Genomic DNA, 16,394 nt, shown 5'->3' on the forward strand with positions numbered 1-16,394 from the left:
GTGACTCTGAATCCAGCTTACAGAATGTGAGTTATGTCATGTCAATCGTTACGCGCGGTTGCCGGGACCTGCAATAGTGGCAGGATGACCGACCAGCAGGAGCTCTGGAACGAAGAAACCGCGCAGCAGTACGACACCCCCGGTGAAGGCATGTTCTCGCCCGACGTGCTGGGCCCCACCGTTCAGGTGTTGTCGGAACTCGCCGGTGACGGTGCCGCCGTCGAATTCGCGATCGGTACCGGCAGGGTGGCGGTGCCGCTCGTCGAAGCCGGCGTGCCCGTGAGTGGCATAGAACTTTCCCACGCGATGATCCGGCGGCTGCGGTCGAAGGCAGACGCGGCCACCATCCCGGTGGTTCAGGGCGACATGGCCGAAGCGCAGGTGCAGGGCGAGTTCACGTTGGCGTACCTGGTGTTCAACACCATCGCCAACCTCCTGACCCAGGAGGAGCAGGTCCGCTGCTTCCAGAACGCGGCCAGGCATCTGGCGCCAGGCGGTCGTTTCGTCATTGAGCTGTGGGTGCCGCAGCTGCGCTCACTGCCGCCCGGACACGGTGGAACAGTTGAAGTGAGCCAGCCTGGTTACCTCTTGGTGGACAGCTATAACGTTCTTCGCCAGCATGTCATCTCCCACCACGTGCGCTTCGGCCCGGGCCTGTCCGACGGCAGGGATGCGCGCATCAGCCGGACGCCACACCGCTACATCTGGCCCAGCGAACTGGACCTCATGGCGCGGATAGCCGGGTTCCAGCTCGAATCCAGGTGGGCGGACTGGGACCGCAGCGACTTCACGGCCGAGTCCAGGAGCCACGTGTCGGTGTACCGGCTCGTGCACCGTTAGGGTCAACCTGACTGTGACCAAGCCCATCACGGGTTGTCCGGTGCGGGCCTGTCAAGCGGTCTGCAGTAAGGCTTCCGGGCCTTGCCATAGGCCCGGTGCCCTGTGCAGTCGCCACGGACCCGGGTATAGTCGGCCCATGCCTTCATTGCGTCGATTTACTTGCCCCCGACCGGTCTCCGGTCGCGAGGGCTGTTTGGCGCGCGCCTAGGTCCTGGCACGGAGAAGGTCGGGGGAGGAGACCTCCACCCACACCGAATCCAAGGACCAGCCATGCCTTCATATCTCAAACCCACAGAACTCCATGAAGCCCTGACCATCCGGGACCTCTCCAATCCGGACCAAGGCCCGCACGCCATGCAGCAACTCCTCCATGACAGCGTGCGCGGCCTGCGCGGGCAGTGGAACGTGTCGGAGCGGATCATCCGCCATAGTCCCTTGGTCAGCGTTTCCGACAATTACGATCGGCTCGGGTTCAGCGCCGCGGACGTCACGCGCGACCAGAAGTACTCCCGCTACATCAGCCCTACCGTCATGCTGCGCAGTCACACCTCCGCGTCCATCCCGTCGTTGCTGCGTTCGCTGGATCCGGATGGGTCCCTCGACTAGCTCTGGGCAATCCCCGGCGTGGTTTATCGTCGGGACGCCATTGACCGGACCCATGTAGGGACGCCGCACCAAGTGGATTTGTGGCGCGTCTCGTCCAAGGAGACGCTGACGGCCTCCCATCTAGGGGAAATGGTTGCCTCGCTGGTGAACGCTGTGCTGCCGGGCGCGGACTGGCGGACAGTTCCGGCAACCCATCCCTATACGCACAACGGCCTGCAGCTCGATGTGCGTATGAACGGTGAGTGGCTGGAGCTTGCGGAGTGCGGGCTGATGGCCCCACAGCTGTTCCTGGATGCCGGATTGAACCCCGGTCACTGGTCGGGACTGGCTCTCGGGATGGGCTTGGACCGGGCCCTGATGCTCCGCAAGGGCGTTCCCGACATCAGATTGCTCAGCTCGGACGATCCCCGGATTCAACAGCAGATGCTGGACCTCTCACCGTGGAGACCGGTGTCCCACATGCCGTCCATCAGCAGGGACATCTCAATCGTCGTTGCCGCGGATATGGATGGCGAAGTGCTCGGAGACCGGGTGCGGACGGCTCTGGGTTACCGGGCGGAGGACCTGGAAAGCGTCGTACTGATGGCCTTGACTGCGTACGACGAGCTTCCTGCCAGAGCGCGGGACCGTTTGCAGATCCTCGCCGGGCAGGCCAACGCGCTGATCCGGCTCGTCTTGCGGCCTCTCGGCCGGACGATGACGGATCCGGAAGCAAACCAAGTCCGGGACGATGTCTATCTGGCGTTGCACGAAGGCCCGGTGAAGGAGCTCATCGCAGGCTGAAGCAACCCGTGCCAAGGCCGCCGGGCTATTGCAGCGGTGAGGAGGAACTCCGGGCACCTGCTCCGGCCAAGGCCACCCGGGTCCTTACCGCGATCGCAGCACCCAGGACCAGTGCAGCTGCGACGGCGGCCGCGACCGCCGTCGGAAATGACTCAGGTGCGTCCGAGCTGCGGCCAACCGTGATCCATACCAGGCCCCACGCGATGGCCGCAGCGAGGGCGAGACGGCCATGGCCTTTGAAGGCCAACGCGACGCCAATGACCGCCACCACCACCAGCACGGTAACGGACCACACCTCGGGTTGCAGGCCGAATCCGGAGAATCCGGCAGCCTTCAAAGCGGCAGCGATATTGGCGCACACCGCCACGCTGGTCCACCCAAGATAGAGGCCCAAAGTTCCGTCCACCACAACGGCCTCCACCCATGAGGACGCGCGGGTCCGGCTGTAGCGGAGAAACGCCAGGACGAGGGTCGCAAGGAGTGCCATGATCACCAGGACGCTGACAAAAAGCCATCCCGCCTGCACTGACAAGATCCATGCCGCATTCAGGATCATCGACGCGGCAACCACCCAGCCCAACGCCCGCTGCCGGATACTGGAACGCTGGGACGGCAACCACTGCCACACGGTGTAGGCAACCAGTCCGGTGTAAACCACGGACCAGATGGAGAACGCGGGCGTGGCCGGCGCCAGGAGGGTGGAATCAGCGGCCAAGGCACCGCCCGCGGCCTGGGCAATGGGTGTGCCGCCAAAGACTCCGACTCCGATCATCGAGCCAACAATGCAGACAACCAGACTCGCCGTTACAGCGATCTGTCGTGTGGGATCGGGGCTTCCGGTTGCCATATGCTGCGCCTCTTTCCTGATGGGATGTGCGGTTTCATGCATTCGGGGTGTCCGTGACTTAGTATCAAATTGCTAGTGAAGCGAGCTTTATGCTTATCGAAGGAACATCGGATGGATTCGGAAGGCCACGCAAAGGGCTATTGGTACGGGAAAGACCCCGGGCAGAAGGCCATCGCCATCGATGTCCTGAACGCGCTGCGGGACTATCGAGCCTCCGAACAAGCGATGCGCCGCAGGACCCGCTCGTCCATGGGGATGGGCGAGAAAGACTTGCTGGCCCTGCGGTACCTTTTTGAGGCGGAAGCCGACGGCAAAGTGATGAAGCCGAAGGACCTGGGCGACAAGCTGGGAATAACGTCGGCGTCCATGACCACCTTGATTGACCGTCTGGTGGAGTCCGGCCACATCCGCCGTGAACCCCATCCCACCGATCGTCGCGCGCTGATCCTGAAGGCCACCCCGGGATCGGACCAGGAAGTCCGGCACACCCTGGGCGGGATGCACCGCCGGATGTTGGACGCAGCGTCTGCGCTGAGCCCGGACGAGTCACGGGTCGTGGTGGATTTCCTGCAGCATATGCGGGAGGCGTTGGACACCATCGACGAAGAGCCCGGAGAACCGTCCGGGTCATGACGTCAGGCTCCACTGCAGGATGAAGATCAGGGTCACCAGGAATCCTGAACCGTAGTTGAGCCAGATAAACCGCCGCCATGCCACATTGGTGCGTGCCGCCGTCGTATCCGTGACGTTCCAGTACGGTGCGCAATTAACGATGTACGGGACGGCGATGATCGCCGCCAGCGGCCCGGGCCACGGCGTGGCCAGCATCGCCAGTCCCGCAACAAACCACAGGACGACGGCGAGCCGCACCGTCCGGCGGGCACCGATGACCGTTGCGATGGAGCCGATGCCGGCCTGCCGGTCGGGCTCGATGTCCTGTACGGCACCGAAGGCGTGGGCAGCCATGCCCCAGAGGAAGAACGCGGCCAGCAGAAGGAGGAGGCCGGGCGTCACCTCGGCACCGGCGAGGGCCAAACCGACGACGGCGGGACTCACGAAGTGCGTACTCGACGTCAGCGAGTCCAGCACGGGGCGTTCCTTGAAGCGGAGTCCCGCCACGGAGTAGGCCACCACGGCGAAGGCACTCACGGCCAGGCTCAGCCACACTGCCGGTCCGCCGGCGAAGGCGAGGACCAGCAGGAACGGCACGTTGGTGATGGCGGCGAGCCACAGCATTGGCCGGTGCAGCTGCGGCCGGAGGAGTGCGCCTTCGATGCCGCCCTTGCGCGGATTCTTGAGGTCCGATTCGTAATCAAAGACGTCGTTGATGCCGTACATGGCCAGGTTGTAAGGGATCAGGAAGTAGAACGTGCCCACGATCAGGACCCAGTCGATTTCGCGGGTGGTCAGGAGCATCGCCGCGGCAAAGGGATACGCGGTGTTGATCCAACTGACCGGCCGGGACGCCAGTATTGCCTGCGGAACCAAGCGTGTGAGGTCGGATTTTGCTCCGGCACTCCGACGGCGGGTCAGCCACATCCACAGCCCGGGAAGCACCACGACGCCTGCCAGCGGATAGGCGAAATCCTCGATGGGTGCCAGCCCGGCCTTCAAGCCAAGAATGTGCGAGGCGTCGTAGTGGAAAAGCTCCATGCCGATCATCACGGAGTCGAACACCGCGGTCAGCACAGCCAGGGCAGCGAACGCCAGCCCCACGGCTTTCCAATGCCTGGAGGTCTCGCCCTGCCGGGTACCCCGGCGGGCGAAGATCACGCCGGCGACGGCTGCCGCGGCGATGAATGCAAGTGCGAGCCACAGGTACGTCATGCGTTCTCCCGCTCCCGCTCCGCTTGCCTCGCGGGAGACCGTTCCAGCAACCGCCGGGCGCCCGTGTACAGGACCATGGTGCACAGGGTCAGGAAGAGCAGGAACACGGGCTCCTCAATGGGCAGTTCGGGAGCGATCAACAGGCCCGTGGCTATGGTTCCTTCGCCGCGGAGGAAAATCCCCAGTCCGATTCCGGCCGCGTCCCAGCCGAGGAAGAACAAAACCCCGACGGCGGTTACGATCGCCGCTGCCTTCGCGTCATGCCAGAAGAACAGGCGGAATCTGTGATCCAGCAGCAGCATGCAGGTGATGCCGAGCAGCAACGAGGCCAAGTAGAGGACTCCCATCAGCCAATCCTGCTGGCTACAGGCCTCACGGTGACAGGGCCGGTGCTGTGATCGCCGCGGATCCTTTTCAAGACCAGCTCGGCGCTGATCAGGCACATGGGCACACCCACGCCAGGGGCCGTTGTGGCACCGGCGTAGTAGAGGCCCTGCACGCGCTTGGAGGCATTCTGGGGCCGGAACATGGCGCTTTGTCCCAGTGTGTGGGCCGGTCCCAGCATGCCTCCGCGCCATGAGTTGTAGTCACGGGCGAAGTCCGCTGGTCCTGTTGTCTGCCGGACCACGATCCGGTCGCGAAGGTCCGGGATGCCTGCCCATTGGGCGATCTGGTCGATCGCAGCGTCGGCGGTTCGTTCTATGAGCACATCTCCCGCCCCGTCCGGCCCGCCGGCTCCCAGTGCGGGATCCGCCGGGATGGGAACCAGGACGAAGAGGTTCTCGTGGTCTGTGGGCGCTACGGCGGGATCGGTTGCGCTGGGTTTGCAGACATAGATTGACGCCGGGTCCGGAATGGCCGGGTTTTCACCGAAGATGGAGGCGAAGTTTGCTTCCCAATCACGGGTGAAGAACAAAGAGTGGTGCGGCAATTCAGGGAGCTTGCCCTTGACTCCCAGCATCACCAGGACTGCTCCCGGACCGCTGGTACGCCGCTGCCACCAGGAACCGGGGTAGCTGCGGTCCCGCACGCCCAGCAGTTGGGTTTCGGTGTGGTGCAGATCGGCGCCGGAGACCACGAGGTCCGCCACGCTGTAGTGCTCGTTCCCGGAGGTGTCACGCCAGGTCACGCCGGTGACTTCACGGCTGTCCCTGCCGGTCAAGGCGGCCGGAAGCTTGACGCCGTCGAACCGTCCCACCTTCTTGGTCCTGCTGACGGCGCGGGTGGTGATCTTGAGGGCCTCGGCGCCGGTGTGGATCCGAACCCCGGCCTGGACTGCCAGATCCTCAAGCCGGCCCACGAGCTCCCAGAAGCCGCCCATTGGGTATTGCACCCCGTCACCGAGGTCCAGCGCACTCATCAAGTGGTACATGGCAGGAGCATCGGAAGGGCTGGTGCCCAGGAAGACGGCCGGATAACCCAGGACCTGCCGCAGCACAGGATGCTGGAAACGCCGGGCAACGTATTTGTCCAGGGGCGTCAGCAGAAGCTGCGCAAGCTTGGGCAGGCTGCGCAGCACCTCGGGTTGGAGCAGTCCTTGCAACCTGGTGAAGGGGTTGTAGAGGAAGAAGCGCTCCGCCATGTCGGTGGTGTGCCGCGCCGATGCCAGATAGGTGGCCAGCTTCCTGGCGCTGCCGGGTTCCACGTCCTCGAACGTTTCCAAAACCTGTTCGCTGCCCAAGGGAACGGTCAGCGTGTCCGGCCGGACGCCGTCGAGGTTTGGTTCGCTGAACACGCGGTACGCGGGACTGAGCGTGCGGAGATCCAACTGTTCCGCGGTGCTGGTGCCCAGAAGCTCGAAAAAATGGTCGAAGACGCCGGGCATCAGGTACCAGGAGGGGCCCGTATCAAAGCGGAAGCCGTCGCGCTCAAGGCTGCCGGCGCGCCCGCCAACGCGGTCACGCTGCTCAAGGAGTTGGACTTCGTGTCCTTCGTGGGCGAGGAGGGCGGCGGTGGCAAGCCCAGCGATGCCACCGCCGATCACTACTGTCCGGGTCATCGGTGCAGCTCCATCCAGGTTGAGGTGACTGCCCGCGCGGCAAGGCCGGCCTTCACGGCATCCGGGACGCGCACCCGTGAACGGTAGAGCTCGTCCACGGTGGTCTGCTCGATCCTGTCCGTCAGGGCTGTGAAGAGGGAAAGGGCGCTGCGGACAGCGGCCCGGGCATCGCGCGGCAGCAAAGGGATGACGGCGTCAGCGTCGGCCAACTGGGCGCGGATGGTGCGTACCCATTCCACGCGGTCGCGATCCTCAAGGTGCTCGGAGGTGCCCAGGTAATTTCGCCCCAGACGGGTGGTGTCATCGGCCAGGTCGCGCAGGAAATTGATGTTCTGGAAAGCAGCCCCCAGCCGGCTGGCGCCATGCTGCAAAGCCGCGGCGTCGCCGTCGTCGATGTTTTCATCCCGCATGAAAACGCGCAGGCACATCAGCCCTACAACCTCGGCGGAGCCGTGGACGTAACCCTGGTGGGCGTCGGCGTCGAAACGCAGGGGGGTCTCCGGGGTCCCGGTGCGCCCGCCGAGGTCCGTGCGCATGGAGTCGAAGAACGGATCAATGAGCGACTCGTCAATACGCGCCGCGCGGGCAGTCTGCGCGAAAGCATGGATGATGAGGTCGCTGCTGTAGCCCAGCTTGACGGCCCGGTGGGTCTCGTCGATGAAGTGGGCCAGGGCATCGCACTGTTCCTGGTAGCTGAGGCCGGCCTCCGCGGTGACACCATCCACGAGTTCGTCCGCGACGCGCACCAAGGCGTAGATGTTCCGGACATGTTGGCGGTGCCGCCGCCCGAGCAGCCTGCACGCCAGCCCGAACGAGGTGGAATACGCGGCGATCACCTGGTTGGCGGCCCGCTCGGCCGTCCGGGTGAAATGGGTGAATGAGGTGTCTGAGGCGAGGCTCATGACTGCCGTCCTTCCAATTGCCCGGCAAGGTCCAGCAACACATTGCACACGCCCTGCGGGATGGTGCTGGTCAGCAGCTCGTTGAAGGCCCGCATCTGCTCCTCGATGAGTCCGTTGACGAACGTTTCCGCCCCGCAATCGGCCAAGTGCCGGCGAACGTATTCGCATTCCGAGCCGTTCAGCTCCGGCCTGCCGAAGAAAGGCTCAATGTCCGGCCAGGCCGCCGTGGTTCGTGCATGGGCGATGATGGCCGTTTCTTTTCCCTCCCGCAGATCCGAAAAGGGATCCTTGCCGTGCCGGCGGGGGTCCCCGAACGTTGACAGGAGGTCGTCCTGGAGTTGGAAGGCGAGGCCCAGATGGCGGCCGGCCGTGGCGAGCGCATTTTCGACGGCGAAGTCCGCGCCTGCCAGCGCGGCTGCGGCCCGCAGGGGAAGTTCGAAGGTGTAGGTGGCGGTTTTGTAGCCGCACATCACCAGGATGGTCTCGAGGTGGGGGTCGATGATGCCGTCCCCAAGGCCCACGTCCAGCTGCTCACCGGCCACTGTTTCGTTGATGGTGTGTTCCAGGAGATCCAGGAGCCGCAGCCTCAGTGCATGCGGGAGGTCAGCCCTGGCGAAGGCCTGGTGGGTGGCGGCGAGGAGCATGTCCCCCATGAGGATGCCGCCGGTTTGGGCCCAGTGGAGGTCGCTGCCTTCCCGGGCGCCTTCACCACTGTTGGTCCGGGGAAGTGACTGGGTTTCTGAAAGCGACTTTGCTTCTGCGAGGAGGGAGCCGATGAGGTTTGGGTGCCCGCGCCGGACCAGGTCTCCGTCGATCACGTCGTCGTGGAGCAGGAAAGAGTAGTGGAGGAGTTCGATCGCGGCCGCAATGCTGATGGCCGTTTCGCGGTGGCCCGTGTCCGGTGGGCTGGCTTGGGGCTGGTTAGTGCAGGGCTGGCTTGTCCCGTGCGGGGCTGTCCCGTCCGTGCCGCGCCCCCTGAGGGCATCGTAGGTCTCCATGAGCAGCAAGGGACGCACGAACTTTCCACCCAGGACGTTGTGGCCGGCCAGTTCCCAGAGTCTGGTGAAATGCGGCCCATACGTTGTTGCGGCGGCGGCCCGCTTGCCGATGAGCCCGCTGAGCTCGTTCTCAATCGCCGTGCAAAGGTCGGTGCGGCTGCGTAAAGCACCGGAGGTGACGGTCATGCTTTGGCTCCGGTCCCGAGGGGGAGTACCCGCGCTTCAAGCAGCTGGGGGAACTGGAGTCCCAACCACGGGCTGAAGGCGGATGGTGTGCGCTCCAGGGAGTTGGCCAGCAGGGCCGGTGACATCCAGGCCCAGTCCGCTACCTCTGAAGGATTGGGGTTTAGATCGCCGGCGATCCTGGCGACGTAGACCGGGCAGATTTCGTTTTCCACAATTCCCGTGGGGTCCACGGCCCTGTACCGGAAGTGGGGGAGCGCCATTTCAACCTGGTTGGCATCCACCCCGAGTTCGAATTGCGCCCGGCGGGCTACTGCGTCCAAGGGGTCCTCGCCGGGTGCCGGGTGTCCGCAAAAGCTGTTGGTCCACACTCCGGGCCAGGTTTTCTTCTCCGGCGAGCGGCGGGTCAGGAGGACCTCGCCGTCATCGTTGAGGAGGTAGCAGGAGAATGCAAGGTGGAGGGGCGTTTCCTGTGTGTGGACCCCTGCTTTGGGGGCTTCGCCTATGGGTGTGCCGGCGTCGTCAAGGAGGACAACCATCTCTGTAGCGTTCATACTGCGCCTTCCTCCTGCAACCTGAGTCTTTACAGCAGCCCGAATATTGCTAGACAAGCTAGAAGAAAGGCTACCATGTAGGAAGTTAGGTGTAACATACTCAGCATGTCCAGTCTTGAAGAAATGCCTGAAGAAGCCGGGTTCCCGGTCTCATCCGGCCTCTATCATCTGGACGCCAATGATCCCCACCAACAGTTGATTGACCGCTCCCGGTTCTCCGAAACCGACATTGAACAGATCAGCGAACTCATGGCAGCGCTCGGGAGGCTCCGCGACGCCGAACAGCGCCTTGCGGAGGCCTCGCTCCGGTATATGAAACTCAACCAATCGGACATGCGGGCGCTGCATTACCTGATCGTCTGTGCCAACCATCGCGTCATAGCCACGCCCGGAGCCATAGCTTCCCACCTGAACATCTCGACGGCGTCAACCACCAAATTGCTGGACCGGCTGGAACGCGCCGGCCACGTCACCCGGCAGGCGCACCCCTCCGACCGTCGGGCCCTCGCGATCGCCATTACCCCGGAAACGCACGAAGCCGCGATGCGTACTGTGGGCAAGCAACAGGCGAAGCGGTTCCTGGCGGCCGCACGCCTCACTCCCGACGAGCGCGTGGCCGTGATGCGGTTCCTCGATGACATGGCGCGGGAGATCGAAGTGGCGGACGAGCCGTGGGCTGCGGCTCCACGCTGAAAGCTTCCTGTGATTCGAGTGATAAGTGTGAGCCAAGTGACACTTTTCTCTGTAAGATTCGAGGCAAGGCCCTCATGCGGCGGGCCGGCAGTTGTCTGGCCTGGCCAGCGGGGGATACACAAAGGAATAATTGATGGCTCAAGAAGCGGGCTCTCTATCACCGGGTAACGACGCGGACAGCAGCAACCACGACGGCGCAGGGGACACGCCGTTCGCGGATGAAGTGACCATGCGGGCACAGGTCCTGGACATCATCGAGTCCATTCTTGAGGACGCTGAACCGCGCAGTGAGGGGGCCAGGAACAAGCTCCGTGAGCTTCTTGACGCGCGGCCGGACGACCCCGAGGGTGCATTGCTGAAGCACCTGCTCCTCACCCGGAAAACATCACGGCCGGCGTCCAACGTGCCTGTTCACTTGGAACACGCCAGCCTGCATCTGGAATCGTCCGACGCGTCACGAACCGTGCTGGTCCCTGTCAGCCACGACGTCCGCGCCGGCATCCAATCGATCCTGGCCGACAAGCTTCTCCTGACGGCGTTCCAGCCGATCCACTCCCTTCCCAAGGGCGACCCGATCGGCGTCGAGGCCCTGACAAGGTTCATCGGTGAGGACGGTGCGGGCGCCGACGTGTGGTTCAGTGAAGCTGCTGCTGCCGGTCTGGGAACCGAGCTGGAGATTGCAGCGCTGCATTGCGCCCTGATGGCTGCGCACGACGTCCCGGAAAACATGTTTGTCACTCTGAATCTCACCCCGGCCACCTCGCACGATCCCCGGGTGCGGAACCTTCTGGCCGCTGCCGCCTTGGCCCCCGAGAGGATCATCGTTGAGCTGACGGGCAGCCTGGAATCCATGGCGGCCCAGCCGGCCGGCGAAGGCCTCGAACAACTGCGGGCCTTGGGGTTGCGGGTGGCGATCAGCGCCTCGGGTGCCGCATTGGTCTCGCTGGACAGAATCGAGCAATTGCGCCCCGATATCATCAAATTGGACCGTCACCTGATTGAAGGAATCGCCGGAAACGACGGCCAGAAGCTCCGTGCCAAGGCCATCGTTGAGCTGGCCCGTGAGATCGGGGCAGATGTCCACGCGCAAGGCATCGAAACGGCCGAAGAACTGCAGGAAGTCACCGCCTTGAAGGTCACTGCTGCGCAGGGATACCTTTTGGGCCGCCCCTCGGTGCACCCGCTTGATTGGTCGGCCTGGAGCGTCCGGGCGCAAACGGAACCGCAGCCTGCCAGCTGACCGTCGTTAAATCGACGACGCCGGTCCTCGCCCGGGGTGCCAGGCGGCAGGCCGCGTGGCCGGTCAGTTGTTCGGCGGCCGGTCAGTCAGTTGTTCAGTCCGTTATACGGCGGGGATCGTTCCCGACATAGCTGCCTGGCGGCATCGCCGCACCGAAAACCGGCCCGGGCTGTGGACGCTTGGGGTGCCGACCGCCGTCGGCGTTCCGCTGCGTCAACCTCCGCACAACCCAAGGAAAAAGGTGCTCCCGGGCCCACACGATGTCATCCGCGCGGGCCTCGCGCCAACGGCGCTCGGGAAGCGGCCGCGGAGTCAGCGGTTCAAGGGAATGCGGGACGTTCAATGACTCCAGGACCATGATGGCGATGATGTGCTGGCCGAGCGGAGAGAAATGAAGCCGGTCCGGATCCCACATCCGGGGATCGGTGAGTTGGCGCAAAGCCCAGAGATCGGCAATCACGGCATCATGACGGGCGGCCACCACGCGGATGTTCTCGTTGAAAACAGCCACTTTGCCGCGGGTCCTGCCAAGCACCGGGGTCGCGCCCCAGTCCGGGCCGGTGAAGAGGACGATGGTGGCGCCCGTTGAGGCCAGCATTTCCACGCCACGATCCAGTTCCAGTGCCAGCTTGTCGGGGTCGCTCCTATGAAAGAGCAGGTCGTTGCCGCCGGCGTTGAGAGTAATGAGATCGGGCTTGAGGTCCAATGCCGGACCCACTTGCTCCTCCAGGATCTGATGGAGGAGCTTCCCGCTGATCGCCAGGTTGGCATAGGCGAAATCGTGGTGGTCCGTACTCAGCTCTTCAGCAACACGGTCCGCCCATCCCCGGAGTCCGCCCGGGCTGCGGGGTTCGGGGTCGCCCAGACCCTCCGTGAACGAGTCCCCCAATGCCACATAACGGCTCCACGGGTGCAGTCCAGCCCGGAAGCTACCGGAACCGTCCTGCGCCAAACCGTCGGCATCAGGAGCGTCCATCCCTCCATAGTGCGCCACATCCTGAAAATGTGTGCTGAAACGGGGATTCTTTTATTCAGCTGCGGAACCTCGGTCCGCCGTCCACTTCGTGCGCTGTTGGGTACGGTAAGCCTATGGCTGCCTCACGAAAGCGATCGGACTCCAGCTCCACCCTGCTGACCGTCGTCATCGCTTTCGCGGCGAACGCCCTGGTTGCAGCGGCCAAATCAGTGGCCGCGGCGCTCACCGGGTCGGCGTCCATGACTGCTGAGGCTGCGCACTCATGGGCCGACACCGGCAACCAGGTGTTCCTGTTCCTGGCCGAACGCCGCTCTCAACGTCCGCGCGATACGGGACATCCCATGGGTTATGGCCGCGAAGCGTACGTCTGGTCCATGTTTGCCGCTTTCGGGCTGTTCACTGCCGGCGCCGTGGTTTCCATCATGCACGGGATCCAGCAGATCATTGAGCCGGAGCCTGCGTCCGACTTCCTGATTGCGTATGTGGTTCTGGCAGTGGCCTTTGTCCTGGAAGGGTTTTCCTTCGTCCAGGCCTTCCGCCAGACCCGAAAGGCAGCCAGGAAGCTGGAACGGCGGACCTTGGAACAGGTTCTTGTCAGCTCGGATCCCACCCTGCGTGCCGTCTTTGCGGAGGATGCCGCAGCCCTGGTTGGGCTGGTGATCGCATTCACTGGCGTCTTCCTCCATCAGGTCACGGGTTCGCCCTTGCCCGATGCTGTTCGGATCGATTGTCGTCGGTGTCCTCTTGGCGGTTGTTGCCGTCGTTCTGATCGACCGCAACCGCCGGTTCCTGGTAGGGCAGGGGGTCACGCCGGACATAGAACGGTCCATGGGGCGGCAGCTCCTGGAACACCGGGACATTGCACGGCTGACGTACCTCCACCTGGAGTTCGTGGGCCCCCGCAAGCTCTATCTTGTAGCGGCCGTGGACTTGCAAGGCGACCACCCGGAACACGAGGTTGCCGTGGTGCTGCGCAGGATCGAGAGGGAGCTGGAGGACCACGAGACTGTGGAGGAAGCGGTGCTGACGCTTGCCACCCCGGACGAATCGTCCCTGCAGTTGTAGGAACACCGGGTTACGACCGCCCGGTCTCCAGCAGCCGCTCCATCTGCTCACCGGCGTCACTGCCTGGTGCCGGGGTGTAAACCACAATGTGCAGGTCCGGCCGGTCCGACGGCGATACCTGGTGGTGCTCCAGCTGCAGCACTCCCACTGCGGGATGGTGGAAAAGGCGCTCGCGGGACTCAAAGCCAAGGATGTCGTAGCGGTCCCAGCTTTCCTGGAATTCCGGGCTGGCCTCCTTGAGTCGTTCCACCTGATAAGCGACATCCGGATCACCCAGCCGCTGACCCGTCTCTGCACGAAATTCGGCGAGGAACCTCTTGCTGGTGACGTCCCAGTCCGGGAGCAGGTCCCGGACGTAGGGGTCGGTGAAGACGAGCCACAAAAGGTTCCTGTCGGCGGCGTCGAAAGTTCCAATGTTCGGGTACAGCGCCTCGTAGGCGCGGTTCCACCCGGCCACGCCCCAGTCCGGTGAAAGCGCATACGAGGGATTGGGATCCAAGGCGTCCAACAGGCGCTGGACATGCGCCGGTGCATCGGCGGCAACCGGACCCTTGGGAATGGTGGAGGCGTATCCGCCCAAGGAGAGCACGTAGCCGAGCCCGGTATCCGAAAGGTGCAGGGCCCGTGCGATGGACTCAAGGACCTGCCGGGAAGGGCTGATGTCCCGGCCTTGTTCGAGCCAGGTGTACCAGGTGACGCTCACCCCGGACAGGAACGCGATCTCCTCCCGGCGCAGTCCGCGCTCGCGGGACCGCCCCACCGGGGGCAGCCCGTAGTCGGAGCGCAGGGCCTGGTTGCGGCGGGTCCTGAGGTAAAGCCCCAGTTCCTTGCGCCTCTCATCTTTCACGCTGACAACACTATTACTCTGGTACTTTCACTACTAGTAGCAGCACCGTCTTCCGGGGGTAACAAAACCCCAGCAGGATGGTACTTATGCCTGCACTACGCTCACGAACAGTCACCCACGGCCGCAATATGGCCGGCGCCCGCGCACTGCTGCGCGCCTCCGGCGTCGCCAACACGGACATCGGCAAGCCGATCATTGCCGTGGCAAACTCCTTCACCGAGTTCGTCCCCGGTCACACCCACCTTGCCCCCGTGGGCCGGATCGTCTCGGACGCGATCCTCGCCGCCGGCGCAGTACCGCGCGAATTCAACACCATCGCCGTCGACGACGGCATCGCCATGGGCCACTCCGGGATGCTCTACTCCCTGCCGTCCCGCGACCTGATCGCCGACTCCGTTGAGTACATGGTCAACGCACACTGCGCGGACGCCCTCGTGTGCATCTCCAACTGCGACAAGATCACTCCGGGCATGCTCATGGCAGCGCTGCGCCTGAACATCCCGGTGGTCTTCGTCTCCGGCGGTCCCATGGAGGCCGGCCGCGTGACCCTGACCGACGGTTCCGTGCGTTCCCTGGACCTGGTGAACGCCATCGCCGACGCCGTGGACGAATCCATCTCCGACGAGGACATCAACCTCATCGAAGAGAACGCCTGCCCCACCTGCGGTTCCTGCTCGGGCATGTTCACGGCCAACTCTATGAACTGCCTCGCCGAGGCCATCGGCTTGGCCCTGCCGGGCAACGGCTCGGTCCTCGCGACCCACACCGCACGCAAGGCGCTGTACGAGAAGGCCGGTGCCACCGTCGTCGAGCTCGTGAAGCGCTATTACGACGGCGACGACGACTCCGTGTTGCCGCGCTCCATCGCCACCGCTGAGGCCTTTGACAACGCCATGGCCCTGGACATCTCCATGGGCGGCTCCACCAACACCATCCTGCACCTGCTGGCTGCGGCCCAGGAAGCCGGCGTGGAGTACGGACTGGCCGAAATGGACGCCAAGTCCCGCCAGGTGCCCTGCCTGGCCAAGGTGGCCCCGAACGTCGCCGGAAACAAGACCTACTACATGGAAGACGTGCACCGCGCCGGTGGCATCCCCGCCCTGCTGGGTGAGCTGAACCGCGGCGGCCTCCTGCACAAGAACGTCCACTCAGTGCACTCCGCCGACCTCGACGGCTGGCTTGACGACTGGGACATCCGCGGCGGCAAGGCCACCGAGGAGGCACGGGCGCTGTGGCACGCGGCCCCTGGTGGCGTCCGTTCCTCAACAGCGTTCTCGCAATCGAATGAGTGGACCTCCCTGGACACCGACGCCGAGGGTGGCTGCATCCGTTCCGTGGAGCACGCGTTCTCCAAGGACGGCGGCCTCGCTGTGCTGCGCGGCAACGTGGCGGTGGACGGTGCCGTGGTGAAGACCGCAGGCGTGGACGAGTCCATCTGGACCTTCGAGGGCCCTGCCGTTGTGTGCGAGTCGCAGGACGAAGCCGTGGAAATGATCCTGAACAAAACTATCAAGGAAGGCGACGTGGTGGTCATCCGCTACGAAGGCCCCCGCGGTGGCCCGGGCATGCAGGAAATGCTCTACCCGACGTCGTTCCTTAAGGGCCGGGGATTGGGCAAGAAGTGTGCCCTCATCACCGACGGTCGCTTCTCCGGCGGCACCTCCGGGCTGTCGATCGGGCACATTTCCCCGGAGGCTGCCTCCGGCGGCGCCATCGCCTTGGTGGAGAACGGTGACATCATCAGCATCGATATCACCCAGCGCTCGCTCCAGTTGCAGGTTTCCGACGAGATCCTCGCCGAACGCCGCGAGAAGCTCGAAGTCAACGGCGGGTATAAGCCCAAGAACCGCGACCGCCAGGTGTCGCCGGCTCTCCGCGCCTACGCGGCCATGGCACTCTCCGCTGACAAGGGCGCCGTCCGGGACGTCTCGCTGGTGGAAAACCTCTAAGGCCTAGCGCCGCGCCTTTTGCGCCCGGGCCGCCTGTCGCCGTCGTGCTTTTACAACGCACGACGGCGGCAGGCGGCCTTTTTCT

At 64.3% G+C, this 16,394-nt stretch carries 16 protein-coding genes and 1 pseudogene; 8 read left to right on the plus strand and 9 right to left on the minus strand.

Annotated features, from left to right (window positions below):
- Nucleotides 1-84 precede the first annotated feature (84 nt).
- The 3 genes from ACNAOU_RS01650 to ACNAOU_RS01660 all read left to right on the plus strand — a co-directional run bounded on the left by ACNAOU_RS01650 (nucleotide 85) and on the right by ACNAOU_RS01660 (nucleotide 2,229).
- Complete coding sequence (locus ACNAOU_RS01650; RefSeq protein ID WP_422757868.1) at nucleotides 85-840, plus strand: class I SAM-dependent methyltransferase; 756 nt, start codon at nucleotides 85-87, stop codon at nucleotides 838-840.
- Nucleotides 841-1,110: 270 nt separating this feature from the next.
- Nucleotides 1,111-1,446, plus strand: coding sequence for a hypothetical protein (locus tag ACNAOU_RS01655; protein WP_235503124.1), 336 nt, complete (start codon nucleotides 1,111-1,113; stop codon nucleotides 1,444-1,446).
- Between the two features lie 72 nt (nucleotides 1,447-1,518).
- A complete protein-coding gene (locus ACNAOU_RS01660; RefSeq protein ID WP_422757870.1) occupies nucleotides 1,519-2,229 on the plus strand; it encodes a hypothetical protein in 711 nt (236 codons plus the stop codon).
- 25 nt (nucleotides 2,230-2,254) lie between these two features.
- Here the strand turns inward: ACNAOU_RS01660 and ACNAOU_RS01665 are convergent, their stop codons facing one another.
- Nucleotides 2,255-3,076 (minus strand): TspO/MBR family protein, encoded by an 822-nt coding sequence (locus ACNAOU_RS01665; RefSeq protein WP_422757871.1) that lies wholly within the window; start codon nucleotides 3,074-3,076, stop codon nucleotides 2,255-2,257.
- Between the two features lie 111 nt (nucleotides 3,077-3,187).
- Between ACNAOU_RS01665 and ACNAOU_RS01670 the strand changes: the two genes are divergently transcribed.
- Nucleotides 3,188-3,709, plus strand: coding sequence for a MarR family winged helix-turn-helix transcriptional regulator (locus ACNAOU_RS01670; protein WP_018778915.1), 522 nt, complete (start codon nucleotides 3,188-3,190; stop codon nucleotides 3,707-3,709).
- Here the strand turns inward: ACNAOU_RS01670 and ACNAOU_RS01675 are convergent.
- Genes ACNAOU_RS01675 through idi form a run of 6 tightly spaced genes read right to left on the minus strand, consistent with a single transcriptional unit; the run spans nucleotide 3,704 to nucleotide 9,539 of the window.
- Nucleotides 3,704-4,903 (minus strand): prenyltransferase, encoded by a 1,200-nt coding sequence (locus ACNAOU_RS01675; protein ID WP_422757872.1) that lies wholly within the window; start codon nucleotides 4,901-4,903, stop codon nucleotides 3,704-3,706. The genes ACNAOU_RS01670 and ACNAOU_RS01675 overlap by 6 nt on opposite strands.
- Entirely contained in the window at nucleotides 4,900-5,250 is a 351-nt protein-coding gene (locus ACNAOU_RS01680; RefSeq protein WP_018778913.1) for a lycopene cyclase domain-containing protein, read from the minus strand. Before ACNAOU_RS01680 ends, ACNAOU_RS01675 begins: the two co-directional genes overlap by 4 nt.
- The gene (gene crtI, locus ACNAOU_RS01685) at nucleotides 5,250-6,902 is read right to left on the minus strand and encodes a phytoene desaturase family protein (protein ID WP_110505965.1); all 1,653 of its coding nucleotides are present in this window, start codon (nucleotides 6,900-6,902) and stop codon (nucleotides 5,250-5,252) included. The genes ACNAOU_RS01680 and crtI overlap by 1 nt, the downstream gene beginning before the upstream one ends.
- Nucleotides 6,899-7,804 (minus strand): phytoene/squalene synthase family protein, encoded by a 906-nt coding sequence (locus ACNAOU_RS01690; RefSeq protein ID WP_422757873.1) that lies wholly within the window; start codon nucleotides 7,802-7,804, stop codon nucleotides 6,899-6,901. Before ACNAOU_RS01690 ends, crtI begins: the two co-directional genes overlap by 4 nt.
- Nucleotides 7,801-8,988: a polyprenyl synthetase family protein gene (locus ACNAOU_RS01695; protein WP_422757874.1), complete on the minus strand. Its 1,188-nt coding sequence runs from the start codon at nucleotides 8,986-8,988 to the stop codon at nucleotides 7,801-7,803. The genes ACNAOU_RS01690 and ACNAOU_RS01695 overlap by 4 nt, the downstream gene beginning before the upstream one ends.
- Entirely contained in the window at nucleotides 8,985-9,539 is a 555-nt protein-coding gene (idi, locus tag ACNAOU_RS01700; protein ID WP_039239340.1) for an isopentenyl-diphosphate Delta-isomerase, read from the minus strand. The genes ACNAOU_RS01695 and idi overlap by 4 nt, the downstream gene beginning before the upstream one ends.
- A gap of 105 nt (nucleotides 9,540-9,644) precedes the next feature.
- Here idi and ACNAOU_RS01705 point away from each other — a divergent pair, with 105 nt between their 5' ends.
- Both ACNAOU_RS01705 and ACNAOU_RS01710 read left to right on the plus strand, forming a co-directional pair.
- Nucleotides 9,645-10,232 carry a MarR family winged helix-turn-helix transcriptional regulator gene (locus ACNAOU_RS01705; protein WP_422757875.1) on the plus strand — a complete coding sequence of 196 codons (588 nt, stop codon included), beginning with the start codon at nucleotides 9,645-9,647 and terminating at the stop codon, nucleotides 10,230-10,232.
- Between the two features lie 133 nt (nucleotides 10,233-10,365).
- Complete coding sequence (locus ACNAOU_RS01710; protein WP_422757877.1) at nucleotides 10,366-11,472, plus strand: EAL domain-containing protein; 1,107 nt, start codon at nucleotides 10,366-10,368, stop codon at nucleotides 11,470-11,472.
- A 94-nt stretch (nucleotides 11,473-11,566) separates the two neighbouring features.
- On the opposite strand, the gene ACNAOU_RS01715 is transcribed toward ACNAOU_RS01710, so the two are convergent.
- Entirely contained in the window at nucleotides 11,567-12,448 is an 882-nt protein-coding gene (locus ACNAOU_RS01715; protein ID WP_422757878.1) for an SGNH/GDSL hydrolase family protein, read from the minus strand.
- Nucleotides 12,449-12,561: 113 nt separating this feature from the next.
- Here ACNAOU_RS01715 and ACNAOU_RS01720 point away from each other — a divergent pair.
- A pseudogene (locus ACNAOU_RS01720) lies at nucleotides 12,562-13,513 on the plus strand (cation diffusion facilitator family transporter).
- Between the two features lie 10 nt (nucleotides 13,514-13,523).
- Here the strand turns inward: ACNAOU_RS01720 and ACNAOU_RS01725 are convergent.
- Nucleotides 13,524-14,360, minus strand: coding sequence for a helix-turn-helix transcriptional regulator (locus tag ACNAOU_RS01725; RefSeq protein ID WP_064723575.1), 837 nt, complete (start codon nucleotides 14,358-14,360; stop codon nucleotides 13,524-13,526).
- Nucleotides 14,361-14,446: 86 nt separating this feature from the next.
- Between ACNAOU_RS01725 and ilvD the strand changes: the two genes are divergently transcribed.
- Nucleotides 14,447-16,309: a dihydroxy-acid dehydratase gene (ilvD, locus tag ACNAOU_RS01730; protein WP_039239343.1), complete on the plus strand. Its 1,863-nt coding sequence runs from the start codon at nucleotides 14,447-14,449 to the stop codon at nucleotides 16,307-16,309.
- Nucleotides 16,310-16,394: the final 85 nt, after the last annotated feature.

It is taken from the genome of Paenarthrobacter sp. C1, assembly GCF_049315185.1.
GTDB classification, from domain to species: domain Bacteria; phylum Actinomycetota; class Actinomycetes; order Actinomycetales; family Micrococcaceae; genus Arthrobacter; species Arthrobacter nicotinovorans.

Excerpts from the sequence above, each read along its gene's own strand:
- ACNAOU_RS01650 (WP_422757868.1), top strand. The coding sequence starts at position 85 with ATGACCGACCAGCAGGAGCTCTGGAACGAAGAAACCGCGCAGCAGTAC.
- ACNAOU_RS01655 (WP_235503124.1), top strand. The coding sequence starts at position 1,111 with ATGCCTTCATATCTCAAACCCACAGAACTCCATGAAGCCCTGACCATC.
- ACNAOU_RS01665 (WP_422757871.1), bottom strand. The coding sequence starts at position 3,076 with ATGGCAACCGGAAGCCCCGATCCCACACGACAGATCGCTGTAACGGCG.
- ACNAOU_RS01670 (WP_018778915.1), top strand. The coding sequence starts at position 3,188 with ATGGATTCGGAAGGCCACGCAAAGGGCTATTGGTACGGGAAAGACCCC.
- ACNAOU_RS01675 (WP_422757872.1), bottom strand. The coding sequence starts at position 4,903 with ATGACGTACCTGTGGCTCGCACTTGCATTCATCGCCGCGGCAGCCGTC.
- ACNAOU_RS01680 (WP_018778913.1), bottom strand. The coding sequence starts at position 5,250 with ATGGGAGTCCTCTACTTGGCCTCGTTGCTGCTCGGCATCACCTGCATG.
- crtI (WP_110505965.1), bottom strand. The coding sequence starts at position 6,902 with ATGACCCGGACAGTAGTGATCGGCGGTGGCATCGCTGGGCTTGCCACC.
- ACNAOU_RS01690 (WP_422757873.1), bottom strand. The coding sequence starts at position 7,804 with ATGAGCCTCGCCTCAGACACCTCATTCACCCATTTCACCCGGACGGCC.
- ACNAOU_RS01695 (WP_422757874.1), bottom strand. The coding sequence starts at position 8,988 with ATGACCGTCACCTCCGGTGCTTTACGCAGCCGCACCGACCTTTGCACG.
- idi (WP_039239340.1), bottom strand. The coding sequence starts at position 9,539 with ATGAACGCTACAGAGATGGTTGTCCTCCTTGACGACGCCGGCACACCC.
- ACNAOU_RS01705 (WP_422757875.1), top strand. The coding sequence starts at position 9,645 with ATGTCCAGTCTTGAAGAAATGCCTGAAGAAGCCGGGTTCCCGGTCTCA.
- ACNAOU_RS01710 (WP_422757877.1), top strand. The coding sequence starts at position 10,366 with ATGGCTCAAGAAGCGGGCTCTCTATCACCGGGTAACGACGCGGACAGC.
- ACNAOU_RS01715 (WP_422757878.1), bottom strand. The coding sequence starts at position 12,448 with ATGGACGCTCCTGATGCCGACGGTTTGGCGCAGGACGGTTCCGGTAGC.
- ilvD (WP_039239343.1), top strand. The coding sequence starts at position 14,447 with ATGCCTGCACTACGCTCACGAACAGTCACCCACGGCCGCAATATGGCC.